The sequence below is a fragment of the Massilia sp. W12 genome (assembly GCF_037300705.1).
Classification (GTDB): Bacteria; Pseudomonadota; Gammaproteobacteria; order Burkholderiales; family Burkholderiaceae_D; genus JACPVY01.
The window spans coordinates 2,949,131-2,966,778 of the sequence record NZ_CP147776.1 but is presented as its reverse complement, the minus strand read 5'-3'; the positions used below and the strand labels follow the sequence as shown (position 1 = coordinate 2,966,778).

13 protein-coding genes are annotated in these 17,648 nt (G+C 56.5%); 8 read left to right on the top strand and 5 right to left on the bottom strand.

Annotated features, from left to right (window positions below; all coding sequences use genetic code 11):
* The first annotated feature begins 15 nt into the window (after nucleotides 1-15).
* The 3 genes from V8J88_RS11835 to V8J88_RS11825 all read left to right on the top strand — a co-directional run bounded on the left by V8J88_RS11835 (nucleotide 16) and on the right by V8J88_RS11825 (nucleotide 3,689).
* Nucleotides 16-642 (top strand): DUF47 domain-containing protein, encoded by a 627-nt coding sequence (locus V8J88_RS11835; protein ID WP_338849741.1) that lies wholly within the window; start codon nucleotides 16-18, stop codon nucleotides 640-642.
* Between the two features lie 18 nt (nucleotides 643-660).
* Complete coding sequence (locus V8J88_RS11830) at nucleotides 661-1,671, top strand: inorganic phosphate transporter (RefSeq protein ID WP_338849740.1); 1,011 nt, start codon at nucleotides 661-663, stop codon at nucleotides 1,669-1,671.
* A 209-nt stretch (nucleotides 1,672-1,880) separates the two neighbouring features.
* The gene (locus V8J88_RS11825; protein WP_338849739.1) at nucleotides 1,881-3,689 is read left to right on the top strand and encodes a DUF885 domain-containing protein; all 1,809 of its coding nucleotides are present in this window, start codon (nucleotides 1,881-1,883) and stop codon (nucleotides 3,687-3,689) included.
* Between the two features lie 89 nt (nucleotides 3,690-3,778).
* On the opposite strand, the gene V8J88_RS11820 is transcribed toward V8J88_RS11825, so the two are convergent.
* Nucleotides 3,779-5,194, bottom strand: a complete 1,416-nt coding sequence (locus V8J88_RS11820; RefSeq protein WP_338849738.1) for an FAD-binding oxidoreductase — start codon at nucleotides 5,192-5,194, stop codon at nucleotides 3,779-3,781.
* A gap of 18 nt (nucleotides 5,195-5,212) precedes the next feature.
* Nucleotides 5,213-6,220, bottom strand: a complete 1,008-nt coding sequence (locus V8J88_RS11815) for a DUF1338 domain-containing protein (RefSeq protein ID WP_338849737.1) — start codon at nucleotides 6,218-6,220, stop codon at nucleotides 5,213-5,215.
* A gap of 119 nt (nucleotides 6,221-6,339) precedes the next feature.
* Between V8J88_RS11815 and V8J88_RS11810 the strand changes: the two genes are divergently transcribed.
* Entirely contained in the window at nucleotides 6,340-7,287 is a 948-nt protein-coding gene (locus tag V8J88_RS11810; protein WP_338849736.1) for a LysR substrate-binding domain-containing protein, read from the top strand.
* Here V8J88_RS11810 and V8J88_RS11805 read toward each other — a convergent pair.
* The 3 genes from V8J88_RS11805 to V8J88_RS11795 all read right to left on the bottom strand — a co-directional run bounded on the left by V8J88_RS11805 (nucleotide 7,284) and on the right by V8J88_RS11795 (nucleotide 11,411).
* Complete coding sequence (locus V8J88_RS11805; protein ID WP_338849735.1) at nucleotides 7,284-7,916, bottom strand: hypothetical protein; 633 nt, start codon at nucleotides 7,914-7,916, stop codon at nucleotides 7,284-7,286. The genes V8J88_RS11810 and V8J88_RS11805 overlap by 4 nt on opposite strands.
* Nucleotides 7,917-8,138: 222 nt before the next feature.
* Nucleotides 8,139-10,490 (bottom strand): GspE/PulE family protein, encoded by a 2,352-nt coding sequence (locus tag V8J88_RS11800; protein ID WP_338849734.1) that lies wholly within the window; start codon nucleotides 10,488-10,490, stop codon nucleotides 8,139-8,141.
* 33 nt (nucleotides 10,491-10,523) lie between these two features.
* On the bottom strand, nucleotides 10,524-11,411 hold the full coding sequence (locus tag V8J88_RS11795) for an MBL fold metallo-hydrolase (protein WP_338849733.1): 888 nt from the start codon (nucleotides 11,409-11,411) through the stop codon (nucleotides 10,524-10,526).
* Between the two features lie 332 nt (nucleotides 11,412-11,743).
* Here V8J88_RS11795 and V8J88_RS11790 point away from each other — a divergent pair, with 332 nt between their 5' ends.
* The 4 genes from V8J88_RS11790 to V8J88_RS11775 all read left to right on the top strand — a co-directional run bounded on the left by V8J88_RS11790 (nucleotide 11,744) and on the right by V8J88_RS11775 (nucleotide 17,550).
* A complete protein-coding gene (locus V8J88_RS11790) occupies nucleotides 11,744-13,411 on the top strand; it encodes an HD domain-containing phosphohydrolase (protein WP_338849732.1) in 1,668 nt (555 codons plus the stop codon).
* Nucleotides 13,408-15,675 (top strand): adenylate/guanylate cyclase domain-containing protein, encoded by a 2,268-nt coding sequence (locus V8J88_RS11785; protein ID WP_338849731.1) that lies wholly within the window; start codon nucleotides 13,408-13,410, stop codon nucleotides 15,673-15,675. The genes V8J88_RS11790 and V8J88_RS11785 overlap by 4 nt, the downstream gene beginning before the upstream one ends.
* The gene (locus tag V8J88_RS11780) at nucleotides 15,662-15,814 is read left to right on the top strand and encodes a hypothetical protein (protein ID WP_338849730.1); all 153 of its coding nucleotides are present in this window, start codon (nucleotides 15,662-15,664) and stop codon (nucleotides 15,812-15,814) included. Before V8J88_RS11785 ends, V8J88_RS11780 begins: the two co-directional genes overlap by 14 nt.
* A 92-nt stretch (nucleotides 15,815-15,906) precedes the next feature.
* Nucleotides 15,907-17,550: a ShlB/FhaC/HecB family hemolysin secretion/activation protein gene (locus V8J88_RS11775; RefSeq protein WP_338849729.1), complete on the top strand. Its 1,644-nt coding sequence runs from the start codon at nucleotides 15,907-15,909 to the stop codon at nucleotides 17,548-17,550.
* The last annotated feature ends 98 nt before the right edge of the window (nucleotides 17,551-17,648 follow it).

Below are 17,648 nucleotides of genomic sequence, written 5' to 3'. Positions count from 1 at the left end.
TTCTGAGAGAAAAACATGTTTGGACGATTAATGCCCACCGAGGGCAAGTTTTTTGACCTGTTCAATCAACACGCTGAATTTTGCTTGAAGGGCGCACAGGAAATGCTGTCCCTGATGCGCAACTTTGATGATCTCGATATCCGTGTGCACGCGATCGAGCAAATCGAACAGCAAGCCGACAAGGTGACCACCGAAACCATCGAGCTGCTGCACAAAACTTTCATCACCCCCTTGGACCGTGAAGACATCCACAAACTGATCACGCGCATGGATGACATTCTGGATTTGATGGAAGACGCGGCGCAAACCATTTCTCTGTACGACATCAAAGCAATCACGCCGGAAGCGGTGCGCCTGTCCGAGCTGTGCCTGGAATGCGTGCAAAAAGTGCAGGGCGCGGTGCGTTTGATCCAGGATTTGGATAATGCGCGCGAAATCATGAAGATTTGCGAAGAAATCGACGGCCTCGAATCCAAGGCCGACCATGTGATGCGCGCCGCCATGTCCAAGCTGTTCCGCGATGAGCCGGACGTGAAAAACCTGATCAAGCTCAAAGCGATCTATGAAATTCTGGAAACGGTGACAGACCGCTGCGAAGACGTGGCCAAGATCATCGAAGGCATCGTGCTGGAAAACGCATAAACCGCGAAGAGATATCCCATGCAAACTCTGCAAATCAGCATTTATGTGCTGGGCGGCCTGATTCTCTTAGCGCTGCTGTTTGACTTCATGAATGGTTTCCACGATGCGGCGAATGCCATCGCCACCGTGGTTTCGACCGGCGTGTTAAAGCCGCAGCAGGCGGTGGCGCTGGCGGCGTTTTTCAATTTCATCGCGATTGCGGTGTTTCATTTGAAAGTCGCCAGCACCATCGGCAAGGGCACGATTGAGCCTTCGGTGGTGGATCATTATGTGATATTCGGCGCCCTGGTCGGGGCGATCACCTGGAATGTGGTGACCTGGTATTACGGCATCCCGTCTTCCTCCTCGCATGCGCTGATCGGCGGCCTGGTCGGTGCGGCGGTGGCCAAATCCGGCACCGACGCGCTGATCTCCGGCGGCCTGATCAAAACCATCAGCTTTATTGTGCTGTCGCCGATGCTGGGCTTTATCTTCGGTTCGCTGATGATGGTGCTGGTGGCCTGGCTATGTGTGCGCACCTCGCCGCGCAGGGTCGATAAATGGTTCCGCCGTCTGCAGCTGGTCTCGGCCTCGCTCTACAGTCTGGGACATGGCGGCAATGACGCGCAAAAAACCATGGGCATTATCTGGATGCTCTTGATTTTCGCCGGCGTCTCGACCAGCGCAGATAAAGCGCCGCCGACGTGGGTGATTGTCAGCTGCTACGCGGCGATCGGCCTGGGCACCTTGTTTGGCGGCTGGCGCATTGTCAAAACCATGGGACAGAAAATCACCAAGCTCAAACCGGTCGGCGGCTTCTGCGCCGAAACCGGCGGCGCGATTACCCTGTTCCTGGCCACCGCCTTGGGGATTCCGGTTTCCACCACCCACACCATCACCGGCGCAATTGTCGGCGTGGGTTCCTCGCAAAAAGCCAGCGCGGTGCGCTGGGGCGTGGCAGGGAATATTGTGTGGGCCTGGATTTTCACCATTCCGGCTTCAGCCTTCGTGGCGGCGATTTTCTGGTGGATTGGCACCAAGCTGTTCTGATCCGCTTCAAGCGTATGCCAAGCAGCCTGCAAGCGGCGCAATCCGCTTGCAGGCTGTTTTACTTTCAGCCAAGCGCCGGCTGAGAAACCTGACTTGCCGCCAGCAAGCGTATGGCCGCACGCCATGAGTTGGACGGGACAGATTGCGCGCGGAACGTTTTCTGCGCTTGTGCTTCAAAGCCAATCCAGCTTTCTTTTTCCGGATTTTTCATGAAACGCCACCTGCTCGCCCTTGCCTTGAGTCTTACTTTCTCTCCACTGCCAGCGCTGGCGCAGCCGGCGGCCATAGCGCCAGCGCTCGCGCCAGCCGTATCGGCTGCACAAACCTTGCAGCAGCTTGGCGATGCGTATTACGAAGCCCTGGTGCGCTGGGATCCGGTGATGGCGACCCAGTTTGGCGACAACCGCCATGATCATTTGCTGCCATCCCTGGCGCCTGCCGCCCGCGAGCGCTGGTTCAAAGATTTGCGCGCCATGCAGGCGCAATTGCAAACCATCCCGCTGCGCGATTTATCCGCTGAAGACAAGCTCACGCACACGCTGCTGCAGCATGAATTGCAAAGCGCGCTGGCCCTGGCGCCGTTTCCGGAACATCTGATGCCCTTGGTGCAGATGGATGCCATGCCGGTAACGATTGCCGGCTTTGGCAGCGGCGACGCATCGCAACCTTTAAAAACGCTGGCGCACTATGAGGCGTATCTGCAGCGCGTGCGCGGCCTGTCCGGCTGGATTGCACAAGCCATGGCGAATATGCGCGAAGGTATGCGCCGTAATGTCGTTTCGCACCAGGCCCTGATCACATCGCTGCTGCCGCAAATCGAGACCCTGGCCAAAGCGACTCTGGACAATAGTGATTTCAGTGCGCCTTTGCGCCGTTTCCCGGCGGATTTTTCAGACGCGGATAAAACCCGCCTGCGCAGCGCGTATCAAACCGAGATCAGGCAAAACCTGTTGCCGGCCTTGCGCCGTCTGCACACTTTTTTGCGCGATGAATATCTGCCCAAAGCGCGCCGCCAAGCCGGCTGGCACAGTCTGCCACAGGGACGGGCCTGGTATGCCGCACTGGTGAAAAACCAAACTAACACGGATCTGGACTATGCGCAGATCCATCAACTCGGCTTGCAGGAAGTGGCGCGCATCCAGGGCGAATTGCGCAAGCTTGGGGCCAAACTGGGCTATTCCGGCGAGCCGGCCGGTTTGTTTGTCTATTTGGATCAGCAAGCCGGCAGCAAACCGTTCAAGACTGAGCAAGAAGTGCTGGCCGGCTATCAGGCGATTTTGCAAAAAGTCGAACCGGAACTCACCAAATTATTCCTGAGCCGTCCCAAGGCAGGGTTGCAAATCCAGGCCGAGCCGGAACTCTCGCGCGCCACCGCATCCGACCATTACACCGGGCCGGCGGATGATGGTTCGCGCCCCGGCATTTTCTGGGCCGTGATCAATGATCCGGCCGAATACCGGGTGCTGGGCATGCATTCTCTGTTTTTACATGAGGGCTTGCCCGGCCACCATTTCCAGATCGCGCGCCAGGCTGAAATGCAAGCGCCGCGTTTTCGCAAGTTTGGCGGCAGCAACGCCTATATCGAAGGCTGGGCTTTGTATGCCGAAACGCTGGGGCATGAAATGGGTTTATATGCCGATCCTGTCGCCTACGCCGGGCATTTGCGTATGGATCTGGTGCGCGCGGTGCGCCTGGTGGTGGATACCGGCTTGCATGGCAAGGGTTGGAGCCGTGAGCAAACCATAGACTATCTGATGAAAACCCAGGGCAGCAGCGCAAGCGGCGCGGCGCGCTCGACTGAGCGCTACATGGCGTGGCCGGGACAGGCGCTGAGTTATAAGATGGGCGCGTTGAAAATCATGGAATTGCGCCGCCAGGCCGGGCAGAAGCTGGGCGCGCGTTTCAGTCTGGCGCAATTTCATGAAGTGGTGTTGCGTGATGGCGCGTTGCCGCTGAATGTATTGCAGCAGCAAGTTGACGCCTGGATGCAAAGTGAATTACAGCGCGCCGCCAACTGAGTGTGCGCCAAGCCGCTGTTGCCGATTTTATTCCTGCGAAAGCTAAGCGGCGCCGTTTTGTTCAGCGGCGCCGGTGTTTTAAAACGGCATTATTGCGCGCCGAAACGGGTCAAGCCCAATAAGCCTTGCGGATCGAGCATGCTTTGGATTTTCCCCGCCAGCTGTTTTGCGTTTTGGCTGACGTAGCGCTGATAGTACTGCTGATTGTAGGGGCCAACCCCATGTTCAGCGGAAAAGCTGCCGCCAAACTCATACACCACCAGGTCATACAGCGCGGTGCGGATCTGCTCCACAATCGCGGCATCGTAAGCGACAGCGGCATCTGCCGGCCAGGCCAGATTGAAATGGCAGCCGCCATCGGCCCAGTGGCCGAAATCAAACGCTTTGATGTATGGGAAGCGTTGTGCCAGCAAATCCAGCGCGCGCGCGCGGAAAGCGGGCAGGGCGCTGCGCACCATGGCGATATCAAAGGCAATCAACTTGCCTTCATGGCGGATGGATTCCGAAATCGCATGACGGATGCGCCACAAATCCTTGCCGCGTCCGACCACTGCATTTTGCACCGCGTCGCCAAACAGATTTTCCAGCGCATTCATCAACAGGGTTTCGACCTCGATGCCGCTGGCCGGATCGGAAGTCGAAGTCAACTCAATCAAGACCGCATATTCCGGCAGCGCTTCCGGCGCAAAAGGATTGCCAAGATCAGGAATATGCCGCGCTACCGCCTGCATCGCAGCGCCGGACATGCCTTCAAACGCACTCAAAAATTCGCCGCAATCACGCTCCAGCACACGCAAAATTTCCAGCACCGCATCCTGGTCGCGCGGAATCACCAGCGCGGTCGCGCTCTGGCGCGGCAGGCGGTGCACTTGCAGCACGGCGCGCGTGATCACGCCATAGGCGCCGGAAGAGCCGACAAATAATTGCTTCAAATCCGGCCCGGTATTGTTTTTGCGCAAGCCGGCCAGTAAATCCAATTCCGCGCCCGGCGGATCAAGTAAGACTGCGCGCAAACCGAGCAGATTGTGGCGCACATCGCCATATTTGATCAGGCGCGCGCCGCCGGTATTGGCGGCGATCATGCCGCCGATGCTGGGATTGGCCCCCAGGTCGATCGGGAAGCACAGGCCATGCGGCTCCAGCGCATCGTTCAAATCTTGCAAGCTGACGCCGGCGTCAACCGTGACTGAGCGGTTATCCAGATCAATCTCGATATGCGATTTCAGGCGTTCCAGGGACAGCACAGCAATCCGCCCGGAAGCGTCTGGAGTGGCGGCGGCCACCAGGCCGGTATTCGCGCCCTGCAGCACCAGCGGCATGCTGTGCTGCGCGCAGATGGCGGCGATTTGCTGCACCTGCTCATGGCTGTCCGGGCGCAATACCGCCAAGGTGCGGCCCTGGCCATAACGCGCGCCGGTGACATAGCGCGCACAATCTTCTGCGCTGCTCAGGATGCCGCGTTCGCCCAGCACCGCCGCCAATTGCGCCAAGACTTGTTCTTGCATCCTGTTCTCCTTGCCTGATTACGATGCGTTAGCCGTCATTTTAAAGATGCCGGTGGCGTTGCCAGCGTCAAAACCCAGGTCCAGCTTGCCATCGGCTTGCGTATCGCGGGTGATGAATTCATAGAAAGAACCCGGCACTTCACGCGTCACGATATGGCCTTGCGCATCGATGAATTCACGTTTCACGGTATCGGCCTTGAACGCGGTCTGACGGATGCGGCCAGATGCCGATACTTCCACATTCGGCTTCATCGGGCGGCCCATCGCCTTTTGTTCTTCCGCCAGCGCAAACACATCTGCAACGCGGTCGGTGGCATGGTTGAATTGATTGCCTTCGGTGGCGATCCAGGCCATTTCCGCCGATTCCTTCAATAATACTTCGTAGTCGGCCAGTGCGGGGGCGCTGTGCTGACGCGCAAAACAGGACACCAGCACCGGCAGCAATTGATGCGCCTGCTCTAAGCTGATGAAGCCATCGCGCTCCAATTCATTCAGCTGCGAGACGGCAGCCGGGGTCAGCGGATCGATCGAGGTGGACAGCACGCGCTCGACGGTTTGCTGGAATTCTTTGGAAAAACGCTCCGGGTGCAATTCCGAAACAAAGAACTGGGAAATTTGTTCCGGGTCGTCGATGTGGGCGTAGGAGCGGCCAGTCATGCCCAGACGATCCAGCGGGAACACGCCATTCAGACGGAAACCGAGCGGCTTCAAAATACGGGTGAAGGCGGCTTCGCCCGGCGGCAATTGGCCGATGCCAAACCAGCGCACGGTGCGCAGGGCGCCGTGGTCAAACATCACCTTACCGCCGCGCGCCGCCACATCCAGGGTGTAAGCGCGGCCAGTCGGCACGCGCGCCAAAATGCCATCAAACAGCACCATATTCATTGCCTGCGCCAGTTCGGCGCGCGAGACGCGGCCATCCGCGCAAACATCCAGACTGGTCGGCATATGCATCAATTGCAACAAGTCTTGTGCAGCTTGTGCGCCGATTTGACGGGTGACTAAGGCTTGAATATTTGCGTTCATCTTGGCTCCTGCTGAGTTCGTTAGTCTGTATGCTGTGTGCTGCATCTGATAGACATATTCTGAAGCGCATGCAAAAATTGCACAAACGAAATAAATTCAGGATTTAGTGAGTTTTTGGAATGACTAGACGAAAAATCCCCAGTTTCACCGCTTTGCAGATTTTTGAAGCCTGCGCCCGCAGTGAAAGCTTCACGCGTGCGGCGGATGAAATGGCTTTGACCCAGAGCGCAGTCTGTCGTCAAGTGGCCAACTTAGAAGAATTTCTCGGTTTTGCGCTGTTTGCCCGCGTCAAAAAACGCGTTGTTTTGACCGAGGCCGGGCGCGAATATGCGGCGCGCATTTCGATACATCTTGAGAAAATCGAACGTGACACGCTGGAATTGATGGGCAACCATGGCGGCGGCGCGCTTGAGCTGGCGGTGATTCCCACCTTTGCCACGCAATGGCTGATACCGCGCCTGGCCGGGTTCAAGCGCGAACATCCTGAGATCCAGGTCAATCTGTCATCCAATACCGGCGCTTTTTTATTTGCCGACAGCCGTTTTCATGCCGCCATCCATTCCGGCAAAGCGCCCTGGCCCGGCGCGCAGGGCGACTGGCTGCTGGAGGAAGATGCTGCGGTGCCTTTGTGCAGTCCGGCGCTGCTGCGCGAATGTCTGGGCAAAACCCAGGGCATTGTGGTGGAAGATATGATGCGCCTGCCGTTGTTGCATTTACAAAGCCGGGCGGAAGATTGGCGTCACTGGTTTGAGTTGCACGGCAGTCCGCATGATGTGGAAGCCATGGCCGGGGCCAAACATGAATTATTTTCCATGCTGATCGAAGCCGCCAGCGCCGGTTTGGGCGCAGCGCTGGCGCCGAAATATATGGCGCACCGGCAATTGGCCTTAGGCAGCCTGTTGCAGATTATGCCGCACAGTCTGCCGGGGCAAACTGGCTATTGGCTGGCTTATCCGCCGGAGCGCGCCAGCCATCCGGCCTTCAGCGCATTTCGCGCCTGGCTGTTGACGCAGGCCAAAATGCATCAGGCGGCGATGCAAACGCCGCCTGCCGCTGCACAGAATTAAGCGCGGCGCCGGCGCGCCAGTGCGCCCAGCGCAAACAGACCGGCGCCCAGCATGGCCCAGGTTTGCGCTTCCGGCACGGCGGCGATGTGGTTGAATTGCCCGACAAAGTTGTAATCCGCACCATCGCCGCCCTGGAATGAGTTGGCTTCCATATCCGTCAGCGCTGGCGGCAGCAGCGGGATACGCTGATTTTGAATCACATTCGTATCATGCCAGCGCATAATGAGCGCCATCCCGGTCGGGAAGCGCGCATCGTTCAAGCCAAAAGTCAGGCCGTCAATCAGCGGCGCATCCGGCCCTTTGCCCGGGGCAATTTGATTGTCGCGCAGATAAAAGAAACCGCCCCGGTTGGACTGATAGTTCAGCTGGCCGCTGAAATTGGCTCCGATCCGGTAGCTGATGCGCAGTGCGGATGGATCCAGGGTGTAACGATTGTTGTTTGTGCTCAGTACTGCAGCATCGCTGTCAAACGACCAGCGCACATTGAACGTATCGCCGCTTTGGAATTCGGTATAGCCGGTGACATCGGAAATGCGGCCACTGGCTTCCCAGGTGACGAGCGCGGCATGGGCGGAAAAAGCGGCTGGCAAAAGCGCCAGCGCGGCGAACACGGCTGTTTTTTTGTGCATGATTGTCTCTTTATGAAGGCGGTTGAAATGAGGGACGCGCTGTCAGACAGCCGCCACAGTCTAACCCAAAAAAGGATATATCTTAAATACTTTTTGTTATAAATTTGCGATTGAATGGTAGTGTGTTGTCTGTGGGATATTTATCGCGCCGGATACTTGCTGCGGCGCCGCCTTGCGGAAAAGTGCGGGCGCGCGGCAGCGCAGTGGCTGCCAGCGCACAGCTTATTTAATACACACCGCCCGCACTTGTTTGATATCTGTAATCCCGGACAGGATTTTTTCAATCCCATCCATTTTCAGGGTCAGCATGCCGTCCTCCAGCGCGGCGGCGAGCAGTTGCGCCACCCGCGCATGGGTTTGCAGCAGGGCTTTGACACGGTCCGTGCCCAACATCAATTCATGCAAGCCGACCCGTCCCTTATAACCGCCATTGCATTGCTCGCAGCCGGTCGCGCGATACAGGGTGAATTTCCCATCTTTGGCGTAACGCTCGCGCCAGCCATCCAGCACAGTGGCGCGCGCCGCTTCGGCGTCGGCGATAAAGGGTGAGGTGTTCATCAATTCCGTGCAATATTCATCCATCAATTGCTGCATTTCCAACTCATCCGGCTGATAAGCTTTTTTGCAATTGCCGCATAAACGCTTGGCCAGACGCTGCGCCAGAATGCCTAACAGCGCATCGGCAAAGTTAAATGGATCCATCCCCATGTCGAGCAAACGCACAATCGACTCCGGCGCGCTGTTGGTGTGCAGGGTGGCGAACACCAGATGGCCGGTGAGCGAGGCTTCAATCCCCATCGACACGGTTTCCTTGTCGCGCATTTCGCCAACCATGATCACGTCCGGGTCGGCGCGCAAAAAGGCCCGCATCACAGTGGCGAAATCCAGCCCGGCCTTGCGATTGACTTGCACCTGGCGCAGACCTTTTTGCGTGATTTCCACCGGATCTTCCGCAGTCCAGATCTTGGTGTCGGGCGTATTTAAATAATTCAGCACCGAGTGCAGGGTGGTGGTTTTACCGGAGCCGGTCGGCCCGCACACGAAAAACAGGCCATACGGTTTTTCAATCGTCGCTTTCAGGCGCGTCAGATTAAACGGCAGCACCCCGAGTTTATCGAGCGGAATCGGCTCACCCGCAGCCAGGATCCGCATCACAATATCTTCCACCCCGCCGGCGGAGGGAATGGTGGCCACGCGCAACTCAATATCCAGCGGGCCGAATTTTTTGAACTTGATCTTGCCGTCCTGCGGCTTGCGGCGCTCGGAAATGTCGAGATCGCACATAATCTTGACGCGCGCCACCAGGGCATTGCGATAGCTGGCCGGAATTTCAATATACGGCACCAGCGAGCCGTCTTTGCGGAAACGCACCCCCACCTTGCCTTTGCCCGGCAAGGGTTCGATATGGATATCCGATACCCCCTGGCGGTAGGCGTCGGTGATGATTTTATTGATCAGCTTGGTCAGCTCATTTTCCACCGCTTCCGAGACTTCCACCGAGCCGCCGCTTTCGCCTTCTTCCTCTTCTGACAAATCAGACAGGATTTCATCCACCGAATCGCCGCTGTCAGTCCCGCCGCCATAAAACAGTTCCAGCGTTTTTTTGAATTCGGCAACCGTGGTCACGCTGTAAAAGACGCGCGACTTGGGAAAAATCTGGTTGACGATTTTTTGATTGATGATGCGCTCGGGATCGGGCGAAACGACAATGATGCCGTCCTTATTTTCTTCCACCGGCACCCATTGGCTTTGTTCGCAATACTGTTGCTTGAGGTTTTTCAGCAAATCCAGCGGCTTGACCCGCTCCGGCTTGAAGGGATCATAGGGAATGCGGAAAAATTTCGACATGGATTGGCCGATCGCCGCCAGCGGCACCTGGAATTCCTTGACCAGGGTTTCTTCAATATCCGCGTTTTTACGGCGCGCAGCGCGCAAAGCCAGTTCCAATTCCGGCGCGGAGATCACGCCATCGCTGACCAAACCGTCAAACTTGGTGCGGATGACTTGCGGCTTTAAGCGCTGGTGCAGGGCAATCGCCAGCGTTTCGGTGAGTTGCTTGACGCCCTCGGTGGTGAAATCGGAAAACGGTTCATTATCGCGACTGTTGATGAATTGCACCACGCCCAGCAATTCCTTGCTTTGCGCCTCCACCATCGGCGCCACCAGCATTTGTTTGGTGCGATATCCGGTGCGCTGATCCACGCCTTGCTGAAAATGCAATTGCGGCGAATAAGAATGCAATTCCGCCTCGTCATACACATCGCGGATATTGATGATATTGCGATATAAGGCGCAATAACCGGCGATACTCTGGATGTCGATAGGCAGGCGCAAATCCTTGAAAGAATTCAAACCCGTTTTGACTTTGGAGACAATTGATTTACGGTCTTCCGCCACCGCATACAACGTGAAACGGTCAGATTGAAACAAATCACATAACTCTGCCGGCAGCTCCAGCATCATTTCATCAATATTGTTGGTGGCGTGGATTTTGTTGGTGACCGCCTGTAACTGCTTGAAAAAGGCCAGCCGTTCTTCCACCTCACGCGCTGCGGCTGCTTCCATATCATTCATATTCCATCCTGTTATACGCAAGCAGTGAACTGCTCATAATGTGACTTCCAGACCCTCATACGCCAACACGGCCTGCAAGCCGGGCATGCCGGGCAGATTGCGCGCGCAAGCCTCATCAAAGGCCTGACATAATTCCTCATCGCTGCGGGTCGGTTCATGGTGGGTGCAAAATAGCGTTTTTGCACCAGCCGCATGCGCCATTGCGAACGCGGAATCAAAAGTGCCATGTCCCCATTGCAGCTTATCGCGTTGATATTCCTCTTCAGTGTAAGTGCAATCCACAATCAGCGCATCGACCCCGCGCATGCAATCCAGAATCTCCGCCATGCGCGCCGCGTTTTCATGCTCCAGCTTGCTCCAGGCCGGGCTGCCGGGCGCTTGCAAATTATAGAAAGGCTCATGGTCGCCGGTGAAAAACAAAGACTTGCCCTGACAATCAATGCGATAACCCAGATTCAAGACCGGGTGATTCATTTGCACATTGCGCACACAGGCGTCGTTGACTTGAAAACGCTGGCCGGTGCGCAAGGGTTCATACTCAATCGCCGCCGCCATTTCACTCTCTAACACCGGAAAGAAAGCGTATTGCAATTGCACCTGCATCACTTCGCGGATGCCGCTGCCGGTGCGCGCGTCAGTGCCGCCATGCAGGCGCACCCGGTTGCCGGGGAAAAACAGCGGGGTGAAAAAGGGCAGGCCGTGGATATGATCCCAATGACTGTGCGAGATGAAGATATGCGCATTCACGCCGCTCTTGGGCAGACTTTGCGCCAGTTGAAAAATGCCGGTGCCGGCATCCAGAATCAATAACTCGCCTGCGTCCGTGCGCACTTCGATGCAGGTGGTGTTGCCGCCAAAGCGCACGGTCCTGGGACCTGGCGATGGAATCGAACCGCGCACTCCCCAAAACTTGAATTTCATAGGCTTGACTCCCTGTGGCCCGCAGTGCGGGGCATGAACTGCTGCGCCAAACACCTTTGCCCGGGGACGTACACAGACCAGGCGGCATGATTTGACATTCATTATATACACAGTGCTTTCCATGCCAGCGGCGCGGCGCATGCTTTTTTGTGCATGGCTGCAACAAAACAAAGCTTTTTTCTTTTAAAAATTTCCACGGGGAAAGTTTTTGGAAAAAGTTTTGCCGCAAGCCGGGCAATCCCACTACACTAGCGAAAAACCGGCCCAATGCGACTGCCGACCTTCTTTGTCCCTGCCCAGTTTATGCCCTGCAAGCGGGAGAATGCGCCGTCATGGAAGAATTGAATCAAAGCGAAATTGCTGCGCGTCTGGACCAACTGACCGAACTGAGCGTCGAGTTGAGCAAAAACCGTGATATGCCGGTTTTGCTCGAACATATCTTGCGTGTGGCGAAAGCCATGACGCGCGCCGATGGCGGCACCCTGTACCGCATTTCTGACGACAAACGCTTCCTCTGCTTTCATATTTCCATTAACGACACCCTGGGCATGTACCAGGGCGGGGTGTCGGGCGCGCCGATTGAGATTCCGCCGATTCCGCTGTTTGATCAATATGGCAACAAGACTTTAAGCTCAGTTGCCGCGTATGCCGCCAATTTTGGCCTGTCGATCAATATCCGCGATATTTACCGCGCGGACGTGTTCAATTTTTCCGGCATGCGCAACTTCGACGCCAAATTCAATTACCACTCGCAATCCTTCCTCACCGTGCCGATGCAAGACCATGAGGGCGAGTTGATCGGCGTCTTGCAATTGATTAATGCCTCAGACCCGCACAGCGGCGAGGTGTGCGCTTTTTCTGAGACAGACCAGCGCTTTATCGAAGCGCTCAGCTCGCAAGCCGCAATTGCGATCACCAATCAGCTTTTGATGCAGCAGCTGGAAAAGCTGTTTGAAGCGCTGGTGAATATGATCAATATCGGGATTGACGCGAAATCACCCTACACCGGCAAACATTGCCAGTTGGTGCCGGAACTGACCATGATGCTGGCCGAGGCGGCGCACGAATGCAAGAGCGGGCCGCTGGCAGATTTCAGCATGAATGCGCGCGACCGGCGCGAATTGTGGCTGGCCGGCCTGCTGCATGATTGCGGCAAAATCACCACCCCGGTGCATGTGGTGGATAAATCGACCAAGCTGCAAACCATCTTCGACCGCATTGCCGTGATTGACACCCGGTTTGAAGTGCTCAAGCGCGACGCCACCATTGCCGCCTTAGAGCAAAAACTGGCGGCGCAGGACTTGCCGCCAGCCGAACGCAGCGCGCGCTTGCAGCAGATTGAAGCTGAATTGGCGCAGCAATTGCAGGTTCTGCAGGAAGAGCGTGACTTCTGCCGCTTTGCCAATATCGGCAGCGAGAGCATGAAAAAAGAAGACATCGCGCGCGTGAATGCAATCGCGGCACGGCGCTGGATCGGCCCGGATGGCTTGGCGCAGAATTTCCTCAACCAGGAAGAGGCGGAAAATCTGGCGATTCCGTTTGGCACCTTGACCCCGGCGGAGCGCCAGATCATCAATGACCACATCGTGCTGACCATCCGCATGCTTGAATCGCTGCCCTGGCCGCGTCATCTGAAAAATGTGCCGGAATATGCCGGCGGCCATCATGAGCGCATGGATGGGCGCGGCTATCCGCGCGGCCTCAAGCGCGAACAGATGTCGGTGCAGGCGCGACTGATGGCGATTGCGGATATCTTTGAAGCCTTGACGGCAGCAGACCGCCCGTATAAAAAAGGAAAAACCTTGTCCGAATCCCTGCACATCCTCGGCAAGTTCTGTCTCAACGGGCATATTGACCCGGATTTGTTTGAAGTCTTTATTCGCGACAAAGTGTATATGCGCTTTGCTGAAAAATTCATGGACCCGTCGCAGATTGACGAAGTGGACGAGGCGCGCATACCCGGCTATCCGGTGCGGCCGCAGGAAGGGGGGCAGGCATGAAGCAGTGGTTCATGAAAAACGCCAGCAAATACATGCTGCGCTGGGGCATAGGCTTAGTCTTGATTGTGCTGGCCAGTTTGCAAATCGCCGGCGTGCTTCCGGCCCAGATCGTGGACCGGATTGATACCTATCTGGTGGATTTGCGCTTGCAGTTGGAAAAGCCGGAACTTGATAAGAGCATTGTGATCGTCGATATCGACGAAAAAAGCATTGCGGAAATAGGCCGCTTTCCCTGGAGCCGCAACCATGTCGCCGATTTGATTACTGCCGCCACCGGCCACTATGGCGCCAAAGCAATCGGCTTCGACGTGATGTTTTCCGAAGCCGACACCAGCTCCGGCTATGGCGTGCTGCAAAATCTGGCGCAACAACAATTCAAAGACGTGCCCGGTTTTAGCGCGCAGATCGAATCCTTGAAAGAAAAGCTGGACTACGATGGTTTGGTGGTCAAAGCCATGCAGGGCAAGCCGGTGGTGCTGGGGTATTTTTTGAGCATGGGCGAGAGCAAAGGCATGATTCCGCGACCGGCTTATACCGACGAGGATTTGAATGGGCGGGCGATGGACGCCAAAGTTTTTAAGGGCTATGAAGGGGTCTTGCCACGACTGATGCAGGCCGCCCACTCCGGCGGTTTTATCAACGCCGACATTGACCCGGACGGCGTATTGCGCAACGCCATCCTGTTAGCGCGGGTGGGGGAGGGCTATTACACCTCGCTCGGCTTGGCTACAGCCAGCGTGGCGATGGGGGCCACGGCAGTCAAACCTGAGCTGAGAAAAAATATCGACTCGCTCACCGAATCGCAGCGCCGCCAGGGCGGCTTGATTGAGGCCATCCGCATTTACTCGCCCGGCAAAACAGTGCGCATTCCAATTGGCGAAAGCCTGAAAACGCGGATTCAATTCCGTGGCAAAGGCGGCCCGGACGGCGGCGCCTTCCGCTATGTCTCAGCGGTGGACGTGATCCGCAAAACCATTCCTTTGCAGGAATTGCAGGGAACCATCATGCTGGTCGGCACCACGGCAGTCGGCCTGAAAGATTTGCGCGCCACCCCGGTCAGCAGCGAATATCCCGGGGTCGAAGTGCATGCGAATATGATCAAATCTTTCCAGGAAAACAGTTTTAAATGGCGGCCCGATTACGCCGACGGGCTGGAACTGGTGTTTGTGCTGGTGATCGGCTTAACCCTTTCACTGGCGCTGCCGGTGTTGTCGCCATTGCGCGCCGTTGGCCTGTCCCTGCTGTGTGCGCTGGTGGTGGTCGGGGTGAATCTGTGGCTGGATTACAAAGCCAACCATGTGCTGCACATGGCCGCCGCCTTGCTCTTAATCCTGTTCTTATTTGTGCTCAATGTGGTGCTGGGCTATGTCATGGAATTCCGCAACCGCAAAGCCATCGTCAATCTGTTTGGCGAATATGTGGCCCCGGAATTGGTGGCGGAAATGGCGGAACATCCGCAAGAATACAATATGGAAGGCGCCAGCATGGAGCTGACCGTGCTGTTTGTCGATGTGCGCGGTTTCACCACCATTTCTGAAAGCCTGACCCCGAAAGTCTTGCGCGAATACATCAATACCTATCTGACGGCGATGTCCGAAGACATACGCGGCAATCGCGGCACGCTCGATAAATACATCGGCGACGCGGTGATGGCGTTTTGGGGCGCGCCGATCAGCCTGCAGGATCACGCCAGCCGCGCCGTCAGCAGCGCGCTCACCATGCTGGCTTCCGCCGAGCGCTTGAACCAGGAATTCACCGCCCGTGGCCTGCCTGAATTGAAAATCGGCATTGGTTTGAATACCGGCCAGATGCATGTGGGCGACATGGGCTCGCGCATCCGCCGCGCTTATACCGTGATGGGCGATGCGGTCAATCTCGGCTCTCGTCTGGAAGGCATCACCAAAACCTATGGCGTCGGCTTGATTGTCGGCGAAGCCACCAAACAGGCCGCGCCGGAGTTTGTGTACCGGCAACTGGATTGCGTGCGCGTCAAGGGCAAGAATGAACCGGTGCCGATTTATGAGCCGATAGGATTGAGCGCGCAAGTGGACGCCAAAGTGCGTCAGCGCATCGATCGCTGGCACTATGCCTATGAATTGATTTTGAAACAAAAATGGGATCAGGCTGATGAAGTGCTGGATGAATTATTGCAGCGTGATCCGAAATGCGTGCTGTACTGGTTGCACAAAAAACGCATCGCCTACTACCGGCAGCACCCGCCCGGGCCGGATTGGGATGGTGTGACAAAGTTTGAAACAAAATAAAAATGCAATACAATGCGCGGGCATTGCAAAAAGGAAATATTGCAAACCGGAACTGGTGAGTGTTGTAAAAAAACGCCCAAAGCATGGCGGGCAAGCGCTGCAAGGCGGATTTATCCGCGCTTTTCATGAAAATGCATGACGGCAAAGCCTGCTAAGCTGGAAAATATGGAAATAGCGCCAACAAGCGTACTTGAAACCAACAGGCCTGGCCTGGCAACGGGACCCAAGATTATGAGACAACATCCCATCCGTATCGGCATTTTGCTGGCAATCAGCGCTTTGCCATTTCATGCCGCACTGGCGCAACAGGCGCCGGTCAAATCCGCCACCACCGGTCTTGAAGCACCGCCCATCATCCGCTTTGACATCAGCAGCTTTGCTGTTTCCGGCAACACCCTGTTGCCGGAGGATGTGGTGCAAGCCGCCGTCGCGCCTTACACCGGCCGCTCGCGCGACTTCGGCGATGTGCAGCGCGCCTTGGAAGCGCTGGAAAAAATATATCATCAGCGCGGCTTTAACACGGTGCAGGTGGAATTACCGGAACAGGAATTAAACCAGGGCGTGGTCAAACTGCGGGTGGTGCAGATGCGCATCGGCAAGGTGACGGTGGATGGCAACAGTGTGTTCGCCACCGAAAATATCCGCCGCAGCGTGCCCGGCCTGAAAGAGGGGGAGACGCCAAACATCAAACAGGTATCCGCCAGCCTGCGCATGGCGAATGAAAACCCGGCCAAAAAAGTCACCCTGCAACTCGAAAGCGGGGACAAAGATGAGGAAGTCAACGCCTTGCTCAAAGTGGCCGATGAGCGTCCCTGGAAGCTGGGCGCCAGTCTGGCCAACACCGGTAGCAAATCGAGCGGCAAAACCCATCTGGGACTGACCATGCAGCACGCCAATTTATGGGGACTGGACCATGTCGGCAGCTTGCAATACACCACCACCACCGAACATCCGAGCCGGGTCGGGGTGTATGGTCTGGGCTATCACATTCCACTCTACAACCTGGGCGATTCGCTGGACATCTTCGCATCGTATTCCGATGTTGATTCCGGGCTGATTGCGTTTGGCACCAATGTTGCAGGCTCTCCCACCGGCATGCTTGCGGTTTCCGGCAAGGGACGGGTATTCGGCTTGCGCTATAACCAAAGCCTGGCGCGGCGCGGCGACTGGGAGCCACGCCTGAGTTATGGCCTGGACTACAAAGCTTTTATCAATAATGTGAGCCTGGGCGAATATCAGCTGGGCGAAGATGTCACGATTCATCCGCTGTCGATCAGCTTGAGCGCCAATCGCACTTTGAGCAGTGGTGAATTAAGCCTGGGTGCGACCCTCTTGAAAAATATTCCGGGCGGCAAAAACGGGCGCGATAGCGATCTGCAAGCCGTGCGTGCGGGCGCCAATCCGCGCTTCACCATCTTGCGCTTGAACGCCAATTATTCGCGCAGTCTGGCCAAAGACTGGCAATTCCGCTTCAGCGCGAATGCGCAATACACCAGAGATGTGCTGATACCGGGCGAACAATTCGGCGCCGGCGGCGCAACATCTGTGCGCGGGTTTGCTGAACGGGAGCTATCCAACGACTACGGTATGCAAGTGAATACGGAAGTGTATTCACCCAATATCTGCACCTCCGCAGGCGGCGCGGCAATGCAATGCCGCTTGGTGTTTTTCCATGACTTGGCGTATCTGGCGCGCAATCAGACCCAGCCGGGGGAACAAGGCCACGCTACCATTTCCTCGCTTGGCCTTGGCTGGCGCGTCTTGCTTGGGCGCAGCCTCTCAGCGCAAATGGATGTCGGGCGCGTGATTGACGATGGCAAGATTGCCGGTAAGTCAAAACATATGATGCACTTCAAGATTAATTTGAGTTATTAAGGCGGCATAAGCAGTTCGGCGGCTGCGCCATGCCGCCGGGCAAAAAAACCTTGCTATTTGCAAAATGCGCGTTCTATGCTGAAACAAAGGCCGTCGGG

Coding starts and splice junctions, on each gene's coding strand:
- V8J88_RS11790 (WP_338849732.1), top strand. CDS start 11,744: ATGGAAGAATTGAATCAAAGCGAAATTGCTGCGCGTCTGGACCAACTG.
- V8J88_RS11815 (WP_338849737.1), bottom strand. CDS start 6,220: ATGAACGCAAATATTCAAGCCTTAGTCACCCGTCAAATCGGCGCACAA.
- V8J88_RS11795 (WP_338849733.1), bottom strand. CDS start 11,411: ATGAAATTCAAGTTTTGGGGAGTGCGCGGTTCGATTCCATCGCCAGGT.
- V8J88_RS11785 (WP_338849731.1), top strand. CDS start 13,408: ATGAAGCAGTGGTTCATGAAAAACGCCAGCAAATACATGCTGCGCTGG.
- V8J88_RS11825 (WP_338849739.1), top strand. CDS start 1,881: ATGAAACGCCACCTGCTCGCCCTTGCCTTGAGTCTTACTTTCTCTCCA.
- V8J88_RS11775 (WP_338849729.1), top strand. CDS start 15,907: ATGAGACAACATCCCATCCGTATCGGCATTTTGCTGGCAATCAGCGCT.
- V8J88_RS11810 (WP_338849736.1), top strand. CDS start 6,340: ATGACTAGACGAAAAATCCCCAGTTTCACCGCTTTGCAGATTTTTGAA.
- V8J88_RS11835 (WP_338849741.1), top strand. CDS start 16: ATGTTTGGACGATTAATGCCCACCGAGGGCAAGTTTTTTGACCTGTTC.
- V8J88_RS11800 (WP_338849734.1), bottom strand. CDS start 10,490: ATGAATGATATGGAAGCAGCCGCAGCGCGTGAGGTGGAAGAACGGCTG.
- V8J88_RS11820 (WP_338849738.1), bottom strand. CDS start 5,194: ATGCAAGAACAAGTCTTGGCGCAATTGGCGGCGGTGCTGGGCGAACGC.
- V8J88_RS11830 (WP_338849740.1), top strand. CDS start 661: ATGCAAACTCTGCAAATCAGCATTTATGTGCTGGGCGGCCTGATTCTC.
- V8J88_RS11805 (WP_338849735.1), bottom strand. CDS start 7,916: ATGCACAAAAAAACAGCCGTGTTCGCCGCGCTGGCGCTTTTGCCAGCC.